Source organism: Bacillus sp. RC242 (assembly GCF_044908245.1).
Lineage (GTDB): Bacteria > Bacillota > Bacilli > Bacillales > Bacillaceae_G > Bacillus_A > Bacillus_A mycoides.
The window spans coordinates 500,422-518,140 of record NZ_JBIYCZ010000001.1; the positions used below are offsets into that span (position 1 = coordinate 500,422).

Consider the following 17,719-nt stretch of genomic DNA (forward strand, 5'->3'; position numbering starts at 1 on the left):
TAGCACTCTTTGTCTTCGAGTGCTAAATCTATTAATAACTTACCAAAATTGACATTCAATTGTCAACGGAAACGTCACGAAATAACGAAACTTTTTCACGCTTATGGCACATTTAATTAATCAATCAAAAATGACTGGAATACTTCATTCCCTAATAGTTTCCCTTTCCTCGTTAAACAAACATGTCCATCTCTGTTTTCAAGTAATCTTTGTTCTTGATTACTTTGTAACTGCTTTGCAAAAACATGATCCATCTCCACATTAAATTTCTTTTGGAATTCTAGCTTAGAAACACCTTTTGTTTTTCGAAGTCCTAAGAACAACTCTTCTTCCATTTTTTCTTTCTCTGTCACTGGGTGAACATCTAAATACGGAAATCCTGTCTCATCAATTTTAGTGAAATATTGCTTGAGCGGGCCTACATTTTGAATTCGTTCCCCGTTCACATAGCTATGCGCTCCAGCTCCAAATCCATAATACTCTTCATTATTCCAGTATGTGAGATTGTGTCTACTTTCATTATTACCTTTTGAGAAGTTACTAATCTCATACTGGTTATAACCATGTTTCTCCATTTCATCCATTACCATTTCGTACATTTTCGCTTCATGGTCTTCACCTGGAAGTCTTAATTTCCCTTTATTCATTAAGTTATAAAATACGGTTTTCGGTTCCACAATTAAGGAATATGCCGAGAAATGTTGTACACCAAGCGTAAAGGCAATGTCTAATGTTTCCTTTACATCTTCTATCGTCTGTCCAGGCAGAGCATAAATTAAATCTACATTAATATTTGTAAAACCGACTTCCTGCGCTTCTCGAATTGCTACGAATGCATCTTCTCTCGTATGCCTGCGTCCAATCTTCTCAAGTAGCTCATCACGAAACGTTTGCACACCAAAACTAATTCGGTTTACTCCACCTTCTAGCAATACGTTCAATTTCTCTTTCGGTAAATCACCTGGATTCGCTTCAAATGTTAATTCACAATTCGGCGCAAATGGACGCAAACGACGGTTAATGATGTCGAGTAGTTTTTTTGTCTGTTCCATATTTAATGCCGTCGGAGTTCCTCCGCCAACAAAAATCGTTTTCATACTTTCAAACGGTACTTTTTGAACCGTATTTATTATTTCTTTCTCTAAATATTGTAAGTATCGATCAACCGGTTGGCGTTCAATAAATACTTTATTAAAATCACAATAGTGACAAATATGCTGACAAAACGGAATATGAATATATGCAGCTTGTACCAAATATAACTCCTACCTTTCTAAAAAGAAAACCTCCGCACTCCGGAGGATTCTTTACTTCTCTACTGTATTACGGATTTGTTCCATTCGCATTTTTCCCCAATCATACATCATTTCAACGATCGGTAAAAGCGACATACCTAATTCCGTCATATAGTACTCAACACGCGGAGGAATTTCCGGGTATACCGTTCGATCAACAATCCCGTCCTCCATTAACTCTTTCAATTGATTTGACAACACTTTATGAGAAATGCTCGGGAACAGACGTTGCAATTCACTAAAACGATGCGGACCTTCCACACCTAAGTGCCACAATATCACAACTTTCCACTTCCCACTAATTATAGAAAGCGTCAGTTCCTTTTCGCAATTAAAATTACCTTTTTGTATTTTCTCTCGAATATCTTTTCGAATATTTTCGGACATTGATAGTCTCCTAACTCTATATCAATCACTAAAAAGCTCTCTCACTATTGTAAATGAGAGATGCTAAGATGTCTAAAAAGTAGCATATAAAAAAGAAGCCGAACGAACGGCTTCTACTTTTATCACGATTGGTGCGGGCTAATAATTAGCGAAGAATAGAAAAATCTCCACTAATTATAGTTCACTCCATTAGTTATCATCCATTTTCAGTACAGCCATGAATGCTTCTTGCGGCACTTCTACAGAACCAACAGACTTCATACGTTTTTTACCTTCTTTTTGCTTATCAAGAAGTTTACGCTTACGAGAAATGTCACCACCGTAACATTTTGCAAGTACGTTTTTACGCATCGCCTTAATTGTAGAACGAGATACAACTTTATTTCCGATAGTCGCCTGAATTGGCACTTCAAACTGTTGTCTTGGAATTAATTTCTTTAATTTCTCTACAATTACTTTACCACGGTCATACGCTGAATCACGATGTACAATAAATGATAAAGCATCCACTTGTTCATTATTTAAAAGAATATCCATTTTCACAAGTTTAGATGGTTTATAACCAATTAACTCGTAGTCAAATGATGCATATCCTTTCGTATTTGATTTCAATTGATCGAAGAAATCATATACGATTTCTGATAACGGGATTTCATATGTCAATGTAACACGTGTTTCATCTAAATATTGCATATCAATAAACGTTCCACGTTTCCCTTGGCAAATTTCCATTACAGCTCCAACATAGTCATTCGGAACCATAATTGCAGCCTTCACAAACGGCTCTTCTACACGATCGATAGTCTGTGGATCTGGCATATTAGATGGATTATCAACAATAAAATCTTCACCGTTCGTTAAATACACTTTATAAATAACGCTTGGCGCTGTTGTAATTAAGTCAATCTTGAATTCACGTTCAATACGTTCTTGAATAATCTCCATGTGAAGAAGCCCTAAGAAACCACAACGGAAACCAAAACCTAAAGCTTGAGATGTTTCAGGCTCAAATTCAAGAGCAGAATCATTCAATTCTAGTTTTTCTAACGCATCACGTAAGTCGTTATAACGTGCAGAATCGATTGGATATAAACCACAGAATACCATTGGGTTTAATTTTCGATACCCTTTTAACGGCTCTGCAGCCGGACGTTTCGCATGTGTAATCGTATCACCAACACGTGTATCGCCTACGTTTTTAATAGATGCTGCCAAGAAACCTACATCACCTACTGTTAACTCGTCACGTTGCGTCGTTTTCGGTGTAAACACACCTACTTCTGTTACTTCAAATTCTTTTCCAGTTGCCATCATACGTACTTTATCGCCAACTTTTACCGTTCCATTTACAACACGGATATATGCAATTACACCACGATACGGATCATATAAAGAATCGAAAATCATACATTGTAACGGCTCTTCTGAATCACCTGTTGGAGCTGGTACCTTTTCAACGATTTGCTCTAAAATATCTTCAATACCAATGCCAGCTTTCGCTGAAGCAAGTACAGCTTCCGATGCATCTAAACCAATTACATCTTCTACCTCTTGACGTACGCGTTCTGGGTCTGCACTTGGTAAGTCGATTTTATTAATAACTGGTAAGATTTCTAAATTATTATCAAGCGCTAAATATACGTTCGCTAATGTTTGCGCCTCAATTCCTTGCGCTGCATCCACTACAAGAATTGCACCTTCACAAGCCGCTAAACTACGAGATACTTCGTACGTAAAGTCGACGTGTCCTGGAGTATCGATTAAGTGAAGAATATACTCTTCACCGTCTTTCGCTTTATACGTTAGTTGTACTGCATTTAATTTAATTGTAATACCACGCTCACGCTCCAACTCCATAGAGTCAAGCAATTGCGCCTTCATTTCGCGCTGTGCCAACGCGTTTGTTTTCTCCAAAATACGGTCTGCCAACGTTGATTTCCCGTGGTCAATGTGAGCAATGATGGAGAAGTTACGAATTTTGGACTGTCTTTTTGCTCTTTCTTCTTTATTCATCTATGTTCTCAACTCCTAATAGTCTCGCCAATATACACTAGCACTGATTATATCAATAGAGCAGCAAAGATTCAATGAAAACTCGTGCTGCTTACAATACAAATCACTCTATCTATATCTTATGCGAACAAACCATAAGAGACAAACCTTTTTCAAATTAAAAGACAGCTCTCTTACAAACATAAGACAACCATCCTTCCCGCTACCCTTAACTAAAAATTCCTTTTATTGCCCCAACAACTATATCCGTTCCAAACTTTGTCATATCACGAGCAACACTTGCTATCGCCATACCGATACCTTCTACAACATTAAAACTTCTTAAGCGTTCTAACTGTTTTTGTTTTTCAATAGCCGAAAACGTCTCTCCCGAAATTCCGGGTTCAGCCCCAGCGCCTTCTGTTCCTGTCATATGAGCAATTTGTTCATATGACAGCTGACGATATCCCTTCATACTTTTTAGACCATGATTAGCGAGTCCCACTCCAGCTATCATCATAAGCAAACATAAGACTGTACCGCATATACATAACAGCGTAAATTGACTCAAGCTATTTCTGCCTCTTTCCATCAATGTGTATATGCCCCTGTATTATCCTGATCAATCTGATGATGCAGCGCTGCATTTAAACCGCTGGCTATTACATTTGCCATATCCTCAATAAACGCATCTACTTCTTTTGGAGTTACCATTAAATTATGACCAAGAGGAGATAACACTTCATAAATTAACTTTCTCTTTTCTTCTTCTTCTAACGTACCAATAGCTCCTAAAAACATATTTCGACTCTTTTCATCTGGCATATCTTCTTCTGTTAATTTTTTCTTTTCTCCAAATGTAAAACCTGCTGGCAATAAAGAGCGTGACGGTTTGTTTCCTTCTTTCAGTTCCCGGCCAAAATGTTTCAAAATAAAATCAATTGTATCACTCGTAATCGAAACAGCATCTACCACAGTTGGCACACCAATTGCGATAACAGGAATACCTAATGTTTCTTTACTTAGTTCCTTACGCTTATTCCCAACACCAGATCCTGGATGAATTCCTGTATCAGAAATTTGTATCGTACTATTTACTCGTTCTATAGAACGAGCAGCTAATGCATCAATTGCGATGACAAAGTCTGGTTTTGTCTTCTCAATAATTCCGTAAATGACATCGCTCGTTTCAATCCCTGTAATTCCCATTACCCCTGGACGAATGGCACTAACAGGTCTAAACCCTTCTTCCACACTTTCAGGCTGCAATTTAAACAAATGTCTCGTCACCAGTACGTTCTCTACAACTATCGGTCCGAGTGCATCCGGCGTTACATTCCAATTCCCAAGACCTACGATTAAACAACTCGCTTCTTTTGAAACTCCAACCTCTTCTAAGAAATAAGAAAATTCTTTTGCAAAAATACGCTCTACCTTTTGCTGAAGTTCCGTATCTTGTTGTCGTATACCTTGCACCTCAAGAGTTAAATAACTTCCAGGTTTTTTCCCCATCGACTCAGATGCAATTTCATCAATAGTTACTTTTGTAATTGTAACTCCCTCTTCTTCCCTCTCTTTTACAATAACTCCCTGTATCCCTTTTTGTTCTTCTTGGCGCTCTTGTAGCATTTGGTGCGCCTCTACAGCAAGGTCAGTTCTAACACTATATTTACTTAAATCTAATGGTTCTTTCATCGTATCTCCTCCGTAATTCATAGTAAATATCGTTAGATTTCCCCAAGTTATATTAGGTCATTCTTTCCTTTACGTGAAATTTCATTGATATACTATTGCAATTCTCTTCACCGTTTGATAGAATATCACTTGTTCTATGTAAGAATCGAGTCATTCGATTGCACCAGGGAGGTGAAAAGTATGGCAAACATCAAATCTGCTATCAAACGCGCTAAACTTAGCGAAGAGCGTCGTTCACATAACGCTTCTATCAAGTCTGACATGCGTACTGCTGTTAAAACTGTAGAAACTTTAGTTACTAATAACGATCTTGAAAATGCTAAAGAAGCTTTCAAAACTGCTTCTAAAAAACTTGACAAAGCAGCTCGTAAAGGTCTTATCCACCAAAACGCTGCATCTCGTCAAAAATCTCGCTTAGCGAAACAAGTAAACGCGTAAGGCGTTTAAAAAACGATCCATTCGGATCGTTTTTTATATACACAAAAAAGTTCACGTACTAAGTACGTGAACTTTTTTGTGTCACTACATATGATTTAACCGCATTAAGAAAAACTCAAGCACAAGTTTCTTATCCATCTTTCCAGTCTTCATACTATAATCAGCTTCCGCCAATTCTATAATAACTTTTTTTAATTCTTCAAAAGAGAAAAACTTCGTTTGATTCATCGCCAACTTTACCCGGTACGGATGTACACCAATATGGGACGCGATTTGATTTTGTCCGTAACCACGCTGTTGCAACTCTTTCACTTGATGTAGCAAGCGGAACTGACTTACTAATAAAGCGAGCAGTTTAATCGGTTCTTCCTGCTGTGTAAATAATCCGTCTAAAATTTGCATAGCACCAGCGATATCTTTTTTCACCACTTTTTCTGTTAAAGCAAACACGTTTTGCTCAACAGATTTCGGCACAAGTTCCGTGACAAGTTTTGGCGTAATTTCTCCGCCCATACCGACGTATAACGTTAACTTGTCCATTTCCTTCGCCAACATTGTTACATTACTTCCCACAAGCTCTAACAATAAACTAACAGCTGCATTATCAATATGCACATGCACCTCATCCGCACGAGAAACAATCCACTTCTGAACATCCTGCACTTGCATCGCATTTGCTTCTATTACATCCGCTGTTTTCTTTAATAGTTTTGTAATTTTTTTTCGTTCGTCTAATTTTTCATAAGGCGCAACAAAAACAAGAATAGAAAAAGGAGATGGCTCCCCAATATATTCTTCTAAAATTTTTATATTTTGTTCTAATTTTTCTTTTTGTGCCGTTAAAAATAGTGGTGATTTTATTAATATAACTTTACGCTCTCCAAAAAAAGGAAGTGTATGCGCATCCTCAACTACATCTTCTAAATACGCTTCTTCCAAATCGTATGTCACAACATTAAACTCTCGATCTTCCTCTTCAAGCGCTTCCGTTGTAATAAGCTTTATCGTTTCATTTATAAAATAGGCTTCCGTTCCATACAGTACATACAACGGAGCGAACTGTTTCTTTTTAATCTTCTTATGTATATCACTCATATTTTTTCCTACTCCCTAACTTGGCAATATATATTTATACTAATGCCCTAGCTTTTGTTTTACAAGTACAAAGGGACGGTCTTTATAACCCGCCCCTTTATTTATATAAAACGCCACTCAATAAGCCCCGGATTTCTTATTGGTGTGCGGTAATCACCTTCCCTTTATTATTTACAATAATAATCTTAGTATAAGTGCCAACTGTTAACATGATTGGAAATGAAAAATTCACGCTACTTAACTAACTAGAAAAAGTATACAAATACTCTATTTCACTTCATATGGAAATTGTAGATTTTTTTCTGACAATATTTTATACTAAAATGGAATGTTGGGGAGGGATTCTAAATGAATGATTTTGAACAAAACGTTCAAAGTAAACGCAATGACGCTATTGATTCAGGGGTAGGCTTTATCGTCTCATTTGGTTTTTTCGCAACACTTTTCATTATTGCAACTGTTATTAAATTCATCGGTTCTTAAAGGCTGCTGCTTAACGGCAGTCTTCTTTTTTTCATCTTCTATGTGTTTCATCATATGTGATTTTACTTTGAAAGGTTCCTTTTTCTCCATTAAAAACATAGGAAATAGCACCTTGCTTATCCGTACGCCATATTTCAATACCCATCTTCTTAAAACGCTCTATAACTTCCTTATGCGGGTGCCCATACCTATTACGCTCCCCCACAGAAATAATCGCTACAGCAGGCTGTACAAGGCTTAAAAATGGATCTGTAGACGATGTTTTACTCCCATGGTGGGCAACTTTTAAAATATTAGCTCGCAAATCAGGATATGTTGATACTATAAACTTTTCTCCTTCTTCTTCTAGATCACCCGTAAATAGCCATGTTAGTCCCCCTAGTCTGGCCCATAGTACAATCGAAGAGTCATTTTCTCCCTTTTCTTTCCCCTTTGGAGCTAATACGAAAAATTCCGCTTCATTTACCCTCCAACCTTCCCCTTCTCCTACTACACTTATCTTCATGCTCTTTTCTAACGCCTTTTTCTTCACCACTTTTTCCAATACAGCATCTTGTTCCTTTCTCCCAAATACAACTTCTTTTACAATAATAGATGACAGCAAATCCAGCGCAGCACCTATATGATCCGCATCTCCGTGCGTTACAATTAATTTATCAATTGTTTTTATACCTTCTTTTTGTAAAAAAGGAACAAGAATATCATGCCCAACAGAAAATTCATGCTTTTTTTGTTGCCACGCTTCCTTCTTGACAGGAAGGGCTCCTCCTGTATCAATAAGATAAACCTCTTTATCGTACGGAAGACGAATTAATATCGCATCTCCCTGTCCAACATCAAGAAATGTAACACTCCCACTTTCGCGAAAATATGGATATACATAATGACAAGTACTAATAAAAAGAAACACACCCACAACTATGCACAAAATTTTTTTCGTTATTACCCTTTCCCAAATCACAAATATACTAACGATACTAAAACAATATATAGCCACAAGAAATAAAGGAGTTTGACCAAAAGTAAGTCGGATGAAAGGGAAACTTTCACAGTAACTTAGAAAATCATTAGAAATGGTTAAACATAGTGAAAGTACATATGCGATTCCTTTTGCGAAAAATGGAATAACCGGCATACATATAAGAATAATGATGCTACACGGCAATACAATAATGGATAGAAAAGGAACATATATAAGATTGAGGAAAATGCTATAAGGAGAAAAATAACCAAAATGATATAACAAGATGGGGGTACTAGCGAGCTGTGAAATTATAGAAATGTAAATAGAATTTCGAAATATCCCATTACTACTCCCTAATAATATCGGCGCAGATAGTAGTAAAGAAAAACTACCTACAAATGAGAATTGAAATCCAATGTTGAAAATAAGATACGGATCGTATATAAGCATACATATAGCTGTTATACTTAAGGCGTCTAGACTAGATAAGCGAACTGAGCACATGAAAGCTACCAATAATAAAACTCCTGTTATAGAAGCCCTCTCAACAGATGGCGACGCCCCAGCTATGATCATATACAGAGGAATGCAAACTATAAGGCATACTGTTGCTATCTCTTTCGTCACACCACTTCTTAGCAAAACAAAATACATTATAACCATTAATAATACGATATGCGATCCTGAAATTGCTAACAAATGTATAAGACCAAATTGTTGATATTGCTCTTCTACTTCAAACGTCATTTGTTGTCGATCTCCAAATAATAATGCGTTCATAAATGCACCTGATTGTTCCGGGAACATTTCTGTAACTTTCGAGATTGTTTGTTGCCTGAGAAGGAAAATCCATTGCACGAGTGACAACGATGTTTTTTGACATTCAGAAATGTATGTCACATCAAATATAAAATGTATTTTTTGCTGATATAAATAATTACGATAATCAAAAACATGAAAATTCCGGGCAGTTTGTGGTTCTTTCACCTCCCCTTTAAATGTACACGATATACCTGCATGTAATTGTTGCAACTGCTTCTTTTCCGAAGCAGATTGTATTTTATAATTTAACTGCACTAAGTTTTTATTCTGATCTTCAATTTGAAAAGAGAGACGATCCCCATTAATTAGAGGTGTATTTTGCACGACCCCTCGTGTAACTTCATAGGACTCCCCTAGCGGCTTATTTAGACTCTGAACATACGTGGTGTACATAGCGCCACTAAAACACGCTATTATACAAAATATGAAGGTTTTACGCGAAGTACGATATAAACAAAATAAAACATAACAAACGAAACAACAAGCAGCCAACAAATGCGATGCGGAAAAGGTAATTGCAATCCCAATTATAAACGAGATTGCAACATAGCCCCATTGCCCATTCAACTCATACTCACTCCTTATAGCATCATTTTCGCTTTAGTGAATACACGCTGTAATTCTTCCATTGATAAATTATCTTTTTCTAAAGCTGCGAATAATTCCTTTAGCTGTAAATGACGCTCTTGTTCCTCTAGCGATGTAATATCGTATTCTAGTGGAACGTGCTTTACTGTTACACTCGCTTGTTCAAATAACTCTACGGCATACGGATGATTTTTATAGTCCTGTGCATAATAAACCGCTGTAACACCACTTTGAATAATCGCCTTACAGCACTGCAAACAAGGAAAATGTGTGACATAAATTTCCGCTTCCTCTGTTTTTGCACCAAACTTCGCACATTGCAATAAAGCATTCATTTCAGCATGAATTGTACGAACGCAATGATTATCAATGACATAGCAACCATCGTCTATACAATGCACACCACCTTTAATTGAACCGTTATATCCACCAGCAATAATTCGTTTATCACGAACAATTGTCGCTCCTACCGCAAGCCTTGTACATGTACTACGTAAAGATAGTAGATGGCTTTGCGTCATAAAATATTGATCCCATGAAATTCGTTCCATATTTTTCACCTTCTTTTTTGTCTACTTGTAGTGTAGCGAAAAAAGAAAAACTTCGTCAATCTTTTATGGAATAATAATTTGATCTTTTATTTTCTCTAAAGACTTCGCACCAATCCCATCAATTTCTAATAAATCTTCTATTTTCTGAAACGGACCATGTTCTTCTCGGTATTTCAAAATACTTTCCGCTTTCCGAGAACCAATGCCTGTTATTTTTTCAAGTTGCTCTTTAGAAGCTGTATTTATTTGCACTTTACCCTCGCTTTTTGAAAAAGTAGCCCCTTCTTGCACTGGCTCATTCTTGTTAGGAACATAAAGAAGCATTTGGTCTTGGACCATTTGCGCCAAATTCACTTTCTTCACATCTGCATCTGGCAACAAACCACCAGCTTTTTCAACTGCCTCCTTCACCCGGTCCCCTTCCTTCATTTCATACACACCCTCTTTAAAAACCGCCCCTTTCACATCAATTATAATTATTTTTTTCTGCTCCCTTGTATCCAATACTTTCGGTTTACTTTTTTTCTCCACATCTTTCACTTGAACTTCCGTTGTAATGAGCGATCGCTCTGTTTGCTGATTCGTTTTCCAGAAAAAAAGAAAAATCAAAGTGCCAATAATAATCACTAATCCCAACCATTTTTTCGGAAAATCCCACATCATTTTACACCTCTAATCATAAATTTATAACATCATTCATATTGTTTAGGAGAAAGCTGTTACGAAGGAGGGATGAAACATTGAACATAGGAATTATAGGGACAGGGAACATGGGGAATATACTAATCGATGCATTTTTAGAAACCCGTGCTGTCAAACCCTCGTGCCTTACTATTATTAATCGGACGCCTGCCAAAGCATATCATATAAAAGAAAAATACCCTTCTGTTCATATAGCCAAAACAATCCAAGAGGTAATCGAACAATCCCAGCTTATTTTCATTTGCGTAAAACCGATAGATATATACCCTATTCTACAAAAATACGCTGACCATTTTTCAGACGAAGATTGCTTAGTTTCTATCACAAGCCCCATATCTCCATCACAATTAGAAACACTTATACCTTGCCACGTCGCTCGTATCATTCCAAGCATCACAAACCGCGCCTTATCCGGCGCATCACTATTTACATTTGGAAATAACTGCTCTCTAGAATGGCAACAAAAACTACTTCGTCTATTCAAAAACATTTCTACTCCCCTTGTTATAGAAGAAGATATAACGCGCGTTTCATCTGATATAGCAAGCTGCGGCCCTGCTTTTTTTAGTTATTTATTACAATGTTTCATTAACGCTGCTGTAGATAAAACAAATATTACACATGAAGAAGCCACTACTTTAGTAAGTGAAATGGTCATTGGAATGGGGAAATTACTGGAAAAAGAAATTTTTACATTACCTACTTTACAAGAAAAGGTATGCGTTAAAGGCGGTGTTACAGGAGAAGGTATTCGTATTTTAGAAGAGCACGTTGGGGATATGTTTCATAAATTAATCGAACGGACACATGAGAAATTTGATGAAGATTTAAAATGCGTTGAGCAGCAATTCAATAAACACACATAATAAATACGCCATCGTAATCCCAAACCCTTTTTATTAATACTTATCTTTTTCATGCTACATTTTCACTAAAACTAGCATTTTTACACTTTACACATATCATCTTTTTATTTTTCTAGAACTAAAACTACATCTTTTCTATAAAACAAAAGCAACCTTATCGGTTGCTTTTCTTTTATCCATTCTTCTTCGCCATAAAAAAGATGCGCTCTGTTTGTTCTGTCACTTCAATTCGTTCAAAGTCACCTGTGACGCGAAGCACTGTAAACCCAGCTTCTTCAAGCCATTTTGTTAACACTTCAACCGAATACGCACGCTGCACGTGACATTCGTCAAAACGATGATACACATCTTCTTCTGAATCTTGTACAAAGAATGTCAAATCATGTTCCACACTATCTGATTCTTCTCCAGGGAAGCAGTTCCAAATAAGTGATATTTCTTCGCCGTTCACTGTATATGTTTCATTTTGAAATACGTGATGTATTTTATATAAAGAGTGTACATCGAATAAAAACAAGCCATCCTGACGTAAATGGTGGAAAACTCTTCTAAATGTTTCTTGCACTCCATCTTCTTGCAATACATAATTTAATGAGTCACAAAAGATTGTCACACAATCAAATTCACCAGGAACATCGAGCTCTCTCATGTCTTGTTGGTAAAAAGGAATAAAATAGCCTTCTCCCCCCAATTTTTGCTGCGCGACAGTTAACATTTCTTCCGAAAGATCTACACCAATTAAATCATAACCTTTTCGCACAAGCGGAAGTGTTACGTTACCAGTTCCACATGCTACGTCAAGGATTCTTGCCTCTTTCATAGATGCCTGTTGTAAACTTTCCTCTGTGAATTCCACCCATTTATCATAAGGGACATCATTCATCAGTTCGTCATACAGCAAAGCAAATTGTTCGTATTTCATTGATCTAGCTCATCTGCAATATCTTCACGCGGCACATCGCCCCATAGACGCTCTAAATTATAGTGATTACGCTCATCTTTATGGAATACATGAGCAACCACATCACCAAGGTCTACTAAAACCCAACGCGCTTCATCAAAGCCTTCCATACGTTGTACGTTAATTTCGAACTCATGTGCCTTCGCTTTAATTTCACGTGCAATTGCTTGTACTTGCTTGTCTGAATTTCCGTGACAAATAATAAAATAGTCTGCAATCGGTGAAATACCTTGCATATTTAGTACAACCATATCTTCTGCTCTCTTATCATCAGCTGCTTTTGCCGCTAATACTAATAACTCTTTATCTTTCATTTATTAATTTCCTCCTTGATAACTTCATTGTATGTTTGGAATGTTAATGGATAAATCGTTTGATCTTTTTCCATTAAAAATTGAATTGTTCGCTTTAAAGCAAACAGTAAAGCTTGATTTATATCTTTATATGCGAGTTTCCTCGCTTCTTCCACACCAGGAAACTTACGTCCTGGTTCAATGTAATCTGCTACATAAATAACTTTATCTAACATTGTCATTTTTTCATGACCACTTGTATGATATGTAATAGCTTGTAGAATTTCAGGATCAGTAATGCCTACTTCTTTTTCTACTAAGTATGCCCCAACAGGTGCATGCCATAACTCTTTGTTATAGTGCAGTAGATCCTTTGGCAACGCTTCTCTCTTAATAATCTCTTCCATTTCTGGAATCGCTCTACATTTTGCATAATCGTGAAATATAGCAGCCGTCTCTGCCTTTTCCTCATCTACACCATATAACCGAGCAAGTTCAATCGCTGTTTCCATTACACCAACCGTGTGTATATAACGTTTTTCATGCATTTGTTGTTTGACAATATTAAGTGCTTCCTCACGATTCATACAACCCATTCCTCTCGATATATACCTGTACTTTTTCGGGGAGTAAATATTTGCACGTTTTCTTCGTCATATATCTCTCACGTAACAGCGAAGAAGAAACTGCAAACTCTGGAATTTCCACTTTTACGATATCATAAGGCGTATGTAATGTATAACCTGGTCTTGCAACTCCAACGAAAGTCACAAGCTTAAGTAACTTTTCAATGTTATACCACTCCGGCAAATACTCAACCATGTCTCCGCCAATAATAAAGTGAAACTGCACATCCGGATACTTCTCCGTTAATTGTACCATAGTATCGTACGTATAAGATGGGCCTTCTCTGTCTAGCTCTTCTAAACAAATTGAAAAGTATGCTTCTTCCTCAATCGCTATTTGCAGCATGTTTAATCGACTTTTCACACTCGTAATGTTACGTCCTTGCTTGTGCGGTGGAATTTGATTCGGCAAAAACCATACCTCTTCCAACCCTAAAGCATGATACACTTCATTTGCAATTAACAAGTGCCCATTATGAGGTGGATCAAACGTGCCACCAATAATGCCAATTTTTCTCAAAAGAAACGCCCCTTCCTTTTACATACAGCAACTCTCCCCATACATATTCGAAGAGAGCCCACTGTTAATAAAAGTTCAATTGGTTTCGCTTTCTACATATCAAGCGTCCATTACAAAATAACTCACGTATATCTTTTATCGAGGAAGCTTAATCTGCTTATTTTCTCTTGATTCTTTGTATAAAACAATTGTGCTTCCGATTACTTGAACGATTTCAGCTCGTGCACCTTGTGCAAGCTCTTCTGCAACTTCACTACGATCAAATTCACAGTTTTGTAATACGCTCACTTTAAATAGTTCACGAACTTCTAATGCTTCTCCAATTTGTTTCACCATATTTTCATTCACGCCACCTTTTCCAACTTGAAAAATCGGTGTTAAATGATGTGCCTTTGCACGTAAAAATCTTTTTTGTTTTCCTGTTAACATATAATTAGCCTCCAAGCTCTCTCATTACTAATTGTTTCATTCTATCAATATTCGGCACACACCCTGTCCACATTTCAAATGCAAGTGCACCTTGATAAACGAACATATCGATTCCATTTTGAATTATTGCACCTTGTTCTTTCGCATCGCCTAAAATTTTCGTCTCAAATGGATTATAAATAATATCAGAAACAATCGTTCCTTGTTTCAATGAACGAATTTCCAGCGGCGTATACTCAACATGTGGATGCATACCTATCGTTGTTGTTTGGATGATAATATCATATTCCCCTTGATTTTCTGCTGCACATTCTAACGATATAGCATGCGAATTAACATTTGCCATGCACCCAGAGATAAGGCTTTTCGCCTTATCTCTCGTACGATTAGCAATATCAATTTCTTTCACACCTACATCGGCAAGCGCGAAGTAAATAGCTCGGCTAGCACCACCTGCACCGATTAATAAAATACGTTTCTCTTGAAGTGGATCTTCACTAATTGACTGCAGGGCACGAACAAAACCAATTCCATCTGTATTATACCCAATCAATTTTCCATCTCGATGAACTACTGTATTTACCGCACCGATTTGCCTTGCTAACGGGGCAATCTCATCCAAGTACTCCATAATTGCAACTTTGTGCGGAGTCGTTACATTAAATCCTGAAATACCTAATGCTTTCAAACCTTTTACTGCTTCCCCTAGCGCTTCTTCTTCTACAAGAAACGCATGGTAATGGGCATCCATATTCAAGTGTTCAAATGCATCGTTATGCATAACGGGTGATAATGAATGTCCAATTGGATTTCCGATTACACCATATAATTGTTTCATAAATCCCTCTCCATATTAAATTAAAGATTTACGTAATGAAACACTTACTCCTTTTGGTACATGAGCAACAATTTTCGCTCCTGATTCATTTACAGTAACCCAGCCCAATCCAGAGAATACAACATCCGTTTTCGGCTCACGAATATTAAATTCATATTTCACAAACTTAGGCATATTTTCTAATTCTTCTGGTGTCGGTGGATTCAATAATTCTCCAGCGTGTTTTTCGTACAATTCATCAGCCTTTTCAAGCTTTGTACGATGGATTGTTAAACGGTTTGAGAAATGACAAGTGAATGCACGACGGCCCCCACTTACATAATCAAATCGTGCTAATCCACCAAAGAATAATGTTTGTTCTTCATTTAATTGGAATACCATTGGCTTAACTTCTGTAGTCGGTGTAATAAGCTTTAAGCTTTGTTTCCCAACGTAATGCGCCATTTGATGATGATTAATAATACCTGGTGTATCGTATAAAGATGACGTTTCGTCTAATGGGATATCAATTAAATCAAGCGTTGTTCCTGGGAAATGTGATGTTGTAATTACATTCTCAGTCTCATCACTAAACTCTTTAATCATACGATTAATAAATGTTGATTTACCAACATTCGTACATCCAACAACATAAACATCTTTACCTTCGCGGTAATGCTCAATTGCATCAGCAAGTTCAGCGATTCCTTGTCCTTTAGCTGCACTAATTAAAAAGACATCTTCTGGTTTTAAACCAAGTTGCTTTGCACTATAGCGCATCCAATGTTTTACTTTATCATGCTTAACTGACTTTGGAATTAAGTCAGCCTTATTCCCTACAAGTAATACTTTATTGTTCCCTACAAAACGATGTAAGCCCGGTAACCAGCTACCATTGAAATCGAAAATATCTACGATTTTAACCACTAGTGCGTCTGATTGTCCAATTCCGTTCAAAATACGAAGGAAATCATCATCTGTTAAAGATACATCTTGAATTTCGTTATAATGTTTCAAACGAAAACAACGTTGGCAAATTACTTGTTCTTTTTCTAAAGATGATGCAGGAGCGTATCCTACTTCATTTTTATTTTCTGTTTGAATTTCTACACCGCAACCAATACATTTAATTGTTTCAGTCAAACTTTATTCCTCCCAGTTAATTAAGCCTTTTTTCTTCATGTTTCTCATAATTCTTCGTTCAATTTTCCGATTAAATCGTGTCACCAATCCGTCCGTTTGCGCTACCGGTACAACTAAAATTGTATGAAGTCCCACACGATTCCCGCCGAGCACATCCGTTAGTAACTGATCTCCAATTACTACAACTTCATCTGGCTGCAGGTGCATCTCGTGTATCGCACGCTTAAATGCGCGAACAAACGGTTTGCGCGCACTATGAATAAACGGAATACCTAATGGATCAGCGAAGTCTTTAACGCGTTGCTCGTTGTTATTTGAAACGACCGTTACTTGAATATCATTTTCTTTCATTTTCAAAAACCACTCTTCAAGCTGTGGCGTTGCGTTTGGACGATCCCATTCAATTAAAGTGTTATCTAAATCAGTAATAACTCCTTTAATTCCACGTTTTTTCAAATCTTCTGGTTGAATATGATATATATTTTTCACATATTCATTTGGTAAAAATAACTTCAATTTCTTTCACCTCTTTGAGGATTTTTCATAAAATTTTTCGACAACATTTTTCGATAGATAACCTGTGGATAAACTTGTACACACTTTCCACGTTAATTTTTCAGTCAATTTGGAATTTACTAACAATCTATCCACATTTTATCCACTGAGGTATGTGGATAACCTCTTGTTTGTGACTGTCATATTTTTTTGGTACATTAAATGCAACAACGAATCAATCCTTATATTATTAGGAGGTGACTCACCTTGAAAACAAAACATATGGAACAGTTATCTACTGATTTACTCACTGAGTCTTATTATAAAGCAAAAGAACTAAAATTAAATCCCGACTTCATTTTACTTATAAAACAAGAAATTATTAGACGCTCGTTAGAGGACAAGCTCGTCAAATCTTCTTGAGTACATATAGATTGCTGATTGACCTGTAAAAAGAGCCATCCTGCGATGGCTCTCGAATAAACAAGTACTCCCATCTAGGGGATTTCTTCATTAAGCATCTTTGTCCACATTTCTTAATTAGAGCTTCATAAGTA

General features: G+C 36.8%; 21 protein-coding genes. 4 read left to right on the forward strand and 17 right to left on the reverse strand.

Going from position 1 to position 17,719, the window contains the following annotated elements; translation table 11 throughout:
- Positions 1-116 precede the first annotated feature (116 nt).
- From hemW to gpr, 5 genes are all read right to left on the reverse strand, one after another.
- Positions 117-1,256 carry a radical SAM family heme chaperone HemW gene (hemW, locus tag ABH957_RS02740; protein ID WP_404491102.1) on the reverse strand — a complete coding sequence of 380 codons (1,140 nt, stop codon included), beginning with the start codon at positions 1,254-1,256 and terminating at the stop codon, positions 117-119.
- A gap of 51 nt (positions 1,257-1,307) precedes the next feature.
- Positions 1,308-1,682: a winged helix-turn-helix transcriptional regulator gene (locus ABH957_RS02745; RefSeq protein WP_002015203.1), complete on the reverse strand. Its 375-nt coding sequence runs from the start codon at positions 1,680-1,682 to the stop codon at positions 1,308-1,310.
- Positions 1,683-1,871: 189 nt separating this feature from the next.
- Entirely contained in the window at positions 1,872-3,695 is a 1,824-nt protein-coding gene (gene lepA / locus ABH957_RS02750) for an elongation factor 4 (protein WP_002034072.1), read from the reverse strand.
- A gap of 208 nt (positions 3,696-3,903) precedes the next feature.
- Positions 3,904-4,266: a DUF3679 domain-containing protein gene (locus tag ABH957_RS02755; protein WP_404510628.1), complete on the reverse strand. Its 363-nt coding sequence runs from the start codon at positions 4,264-4,266 to the stop codon at positions 3,904-3,906.
- Complete coding sequence (gene gpr / locus ABH957_RS02760) at positions 4,266-5,369, reverse strand: GPR endopeptidase (protein WP_002088693.1); 1,104 nt, start codon at positions 5,367-5,369, stop codon at positions 4,266-4,268. The genes ABH957_RS02755 and gpr overlap by 1 nt, the downstream gene beginning before the upstream one ends.
- A gap of 180 nt (positions 5,370-5,549) precedes the next feature.
- On the opposite strand from gpr, the gene rpsT reads away from it, so the two are divergent.
- The gene (gene rpsT / locus ABH957_RS02765) at positions 5,550-5,807 is read left to right on the forward strand and encodes a 30S ribosomal protein S20 (protein WP_113935599.1); all 258 of its coding nucleotides are present in this window, start codon (positions 5,550-5,552) and stop codon (positions 5,805-5,807) included.
- An 84-nt stretch (positions 5,808-5,891) separates the two neighbouring features.
- Here the strand turns inward: rpsT and holA are convergent, their stop codons facing one another.
- Positions 5,892-6,902: a DNA polymerase III subunit delta gene (gene holA, locus ABH957_RS02770; protein WP_002034073.1), complete on the reverse strand. Its 1,011-nt coding sequence runs from the start codon at positions 6,900-6,902 to the stop codon at positions 5,892-5,894.
- A 348-nt stretch (positions 6,903-7,250) separates the two neighbouring features.
- On the opposite strand from holA, the gene ABH957_RS02775 reads away from it, so the two are divergent.
- Entirely contained in the window at positions 7,251-7,385 is a 135-nt protein-coding gene (locus ABH957_RS02775; protein WP_000997609.1) for a YqzM family protein, read from the forward strand.
- A gap of 31 nt (positions 7,386-7,416) precedes the next feature.
- Here ABH957_RS02775 and ABH957_RS02780 read toward each other — a convergent pair whose 3' ends face one another.
- From ABH957_RS02780 to ABH957_RS02790, 3 genes are all read right to left on the reverse strand, one after another.
- Positions 7,417-9,738, reverse strand: coding sequence for a DNA internalization-related competence protein ComEC/Rec2 (locus ABH957_RS02780; RefSeq protein ID WP_404510630.1), 2,322 nt, complete (start codon positions 9,736-9,738; stop codon positions 7,417-7,419).
- A 14-nt stretch (positions 9,739-9,752) separates the two neighbouring features.
- The gene (locus ABH957_RS02785; protein ID WP_002088698.1) at positions 9,753-10,310 is read right to left on the reverse strand and encodes a ComE operon protein 2; all 558 of its coding nucleotides are present in this window, start codon (positions 10,308-10,310) and stop codon (positions 9,753-9,755) included.
- A gap of 63 nt (positions 10,311-10,373) precedes the next feature.
- The gene (locus tag ABH957_RS02790) at positions 10,374-10,973 is read right to left on the reverse strand and encodes a helix-hairpin-helix domain-containing protein (protein ID WP_404491104.1); all 600 of its coding nucleotides are present in this window, start codon (positions 10,971-10,973) and stop codon (positions 10,374-10,376) included.
- A 77-nt stretch (positions 10,974-11,050) separates the two neighbouring features.
- On the opposite strand from ABH957_RS02790, the gene comER reads away from it, so the two are divergent.
- Positions 11,051-11,878: a late competence protein ComER gene (gene comER, locus ABH957_RS02795; RefSeq protein WP_002015213.1), complete on the forward strand. Its 828-nt coding sequence runs from the start codon at positions 11,051-11,053 to the stop codon at positions 11,876-11,878.
- Positions 11,879-12,050: 172 nt separating this feature from the next.
- Here the strand turns inward: comER and ABH957_RS02800 are convergent, their stop codons facing one another.
- The 8 genes from ABH957_RS02800 to ABH957_RS02835 form a co-directional block, all read right to left on the reverse strand.
- Positions 12,051-12,800: a class I SAM-dependent DNA methyltransferase gene (locus tag ABH957_RS02800; protein ID WP_002088700.1), complete on the reverse strand. Its 750-nt coding sequence runs from the start codon at positions 12,798-12,800 to the stop codon at positions 12,051-12,053.
- On the reverse strand, positions 12,797-13,153 hold the full coding sequence (gene rsfS / locus ABH957_RS02805) for a ribosome silencing factor (RefSeq protein ID WP_000653209.1): 357 nt from the start codon (positions 13,151-13,153) through the stop codon (positions 12,797-12,799). Before rsfS ends, ABH957_RS02800 begins: the two co-directional genes overlap by 4 nt.
- A complete protein-coding gene (yqeK, locus tag ABH957_RS02810; protein WP_404454084.1) occupies positions 13,150-13,719 on the reverse strand; it encodes a bis(5'-nucleosyl)-tetraphosphatase (symmetrical) YqeK in 570 nt (189 codons plus the stop codon). Before yqeK ends, rsfS begins: the two co-directional genes overlap by 4 nt.
- A complete protein-coding gene (locus ABH957_RS02815) occupies positions 13,709-14,278 on the reverse strand; it encodes a nicotinate-nucleotide adenylyltransferase (protein WP_404454087.1) in 570 nt (189 codons plus the stop codon). The genes yqeK and ABH957_RS02815 overlap by 11 nt, the downstream gene beginning before the upstream one ends.
- A 135-nt stretch (positions 14,279-14,413) precedes the next feature.
- Positions 14,414-14,707: a ribosome assembly RNA-binding protein YhbY gene (yhbY, locus tag ABH957_RS02820; RefSeq protein ID WP_002015220.1), complete on the reverse strand. Its 294-nt coding sequence runs from the start codon at positions 14,705-14,707 to the stop codon at positions 14,414-14,416.
- Positions 14,708-14,711: 4 nt separating this feature from the next.
- The gene (gene aroE / locus ABH957_RS02825; RefSeq protein WP_404510632.1) at positions 14,712-15,545 is read right to left on the reverse strand and encodes a shikimate dehydrogenase; all 834 of its coding nucleotides are present in this window, start codon (positions 15,543-15,545) and stop codon (positions 14,712-14,714) included.
- 15 nt (positions 15,546-15,560) lie between these two features.
- A complete protein-coding gene (yqeH, locus tag ABH957_RS02830) occupies positions 15,561-16,667 on the reverse strand; it encodes a ribosome biogenesis GTPase YqeH (protein WP_404454093.1) in 1,107 nt (368 codons plus the stop codon).
- A 3-nt stretch (positions 16,668-16,670) separates the two neighbouring features.
- Positions 16,671-17,183 carry a YqeG family HAD IIIA-type phosphatase gene (locus ABH957_RS02835; protein ID WP_002015225.1) on the reverse strand — a complete coding sequence of 171 codons (513 nt, stop codon included), beginning with the start codon at positions 17,181-17,183 and terminating at the stop codon, positions 16,671-16,673.
- A 246-nt stretch (positions 17,184-17,429) separates the two neighbouring features.
- Here ABH957_RS02835 and sda point away from each other — a divergent pair, with 246 nt between their 5' ends.
- The gene (gene sda, locus ABH957_RS02840; protein ID WP_002015226.1) at positions 17,430-17,585 is read left to right on the forward strand and encodes a sporulation histidine kinase inhibitor Sda; all 156 of its coding nucleotides are present in this window, start codon (positions 17,430-17,432) and stop codon (positions 17,583-17,585) included.
- Positions 17,586-17,719 lie beyond the last annotated feature (134 nt).

Excerpts from the sequence above, each read along its gene's own strand:
- ABH957_RS02775 (WP_000997609.1), top strand. The coding sequence starts at position 7,251 with ATGAATGATTTTGAACAAAACGTTCAAAGTAAACGCAATGACGCTATT.
- yhbY (WP_002015220.1), bottom strand. The coding sequence starts at position 14,707 with ATGTTAACAGGAAAACAAAAAAGATTTTTACGTGCAAAGGCACATCAT.
- ABH957_RS02745 (WP_002015203.1), bottom strand. The coding sequence starts at position 1,682 with ATGTCCGAAAATATTCGAAAAGATATTCGAGAGAAAATACAAAAAGGT.
- ABH957_RS02755 (WP_404510628.1), bottom strand. The coding sequence starts at position 4,266 with ATGGAAAGAGGCAGAAATAGCTTGAGTCAATTTACGCTGTTATGTATA.
- rpsT (WP_113935599.1), top strand. The coding sequence starts at position 5,550 with ATGGCAAACATCAAATCTGCTATCAAACGCGCTAAACTTAGCGAAGAG.
- gpr (WP_002088693.1), bottom strand. The coding sequence starts at position 5,369 with ATGAAAGAACCATTAGATTTAAGTAAATATAGTGTTAGAACTGACCTT.
- rsfS (WP_000653209.1), bottom strand. The coding sequence starts at position 13,153 with ATGAAAGATAAAGAGTTATTAGTATTAGCGGCAAAAGCAGCTGATGAT.
- yqeK (WP_404454084.1), bottom strand. The coding sequence starts at position 13,719 with ATGAATCGTGAGGAAGCACTTAATATTGTCAAACAACAAATGCATGAA.
- ABH957_RS02790 (WP_404491104.1), bottom strand. The coding sequence starts at position 10,973 with ATGATGTGGGATTTTCCGAAAAAATGGTTGGGATTAGTGATTATTATT.
- ABH957_RS02800 (WP_002088700.1), bottom strand. The coding sequence starts at position 12,800 with ATGAAATACGAACAATTTGCTTTGCTGTATGACGAACTGATGAATGAT.
- aroE (WP_404510632.1), bottom strand. The coding sequence starts at position 15,545 with ATGAAACAATTATATGGTGTAATCGGAAATCCAATTGGACATTCATTA.
- holA (WP_002034073.1), bottom strand. The coding sequence starts at position 6,902 with ATGAGTGATATACATAAGAAGATTAAAAAGAAACAGTTCGCTCCGTTG.
- ABH957_RS02785 (WP_002088698.1), bottom strand. The coding sequence starts at position 10,310 with ATGGAACGAATTTCATGGGATCAATATTTTATGACGCAAAGCCATCTA.
- lepA (WP_002034072.1), bottom strand. The coding sequence starts at position 3,695 with ATGAATAAAGAAGAAAGAGCAAAAAGACAGTCCAAAATTCGTAACTTC.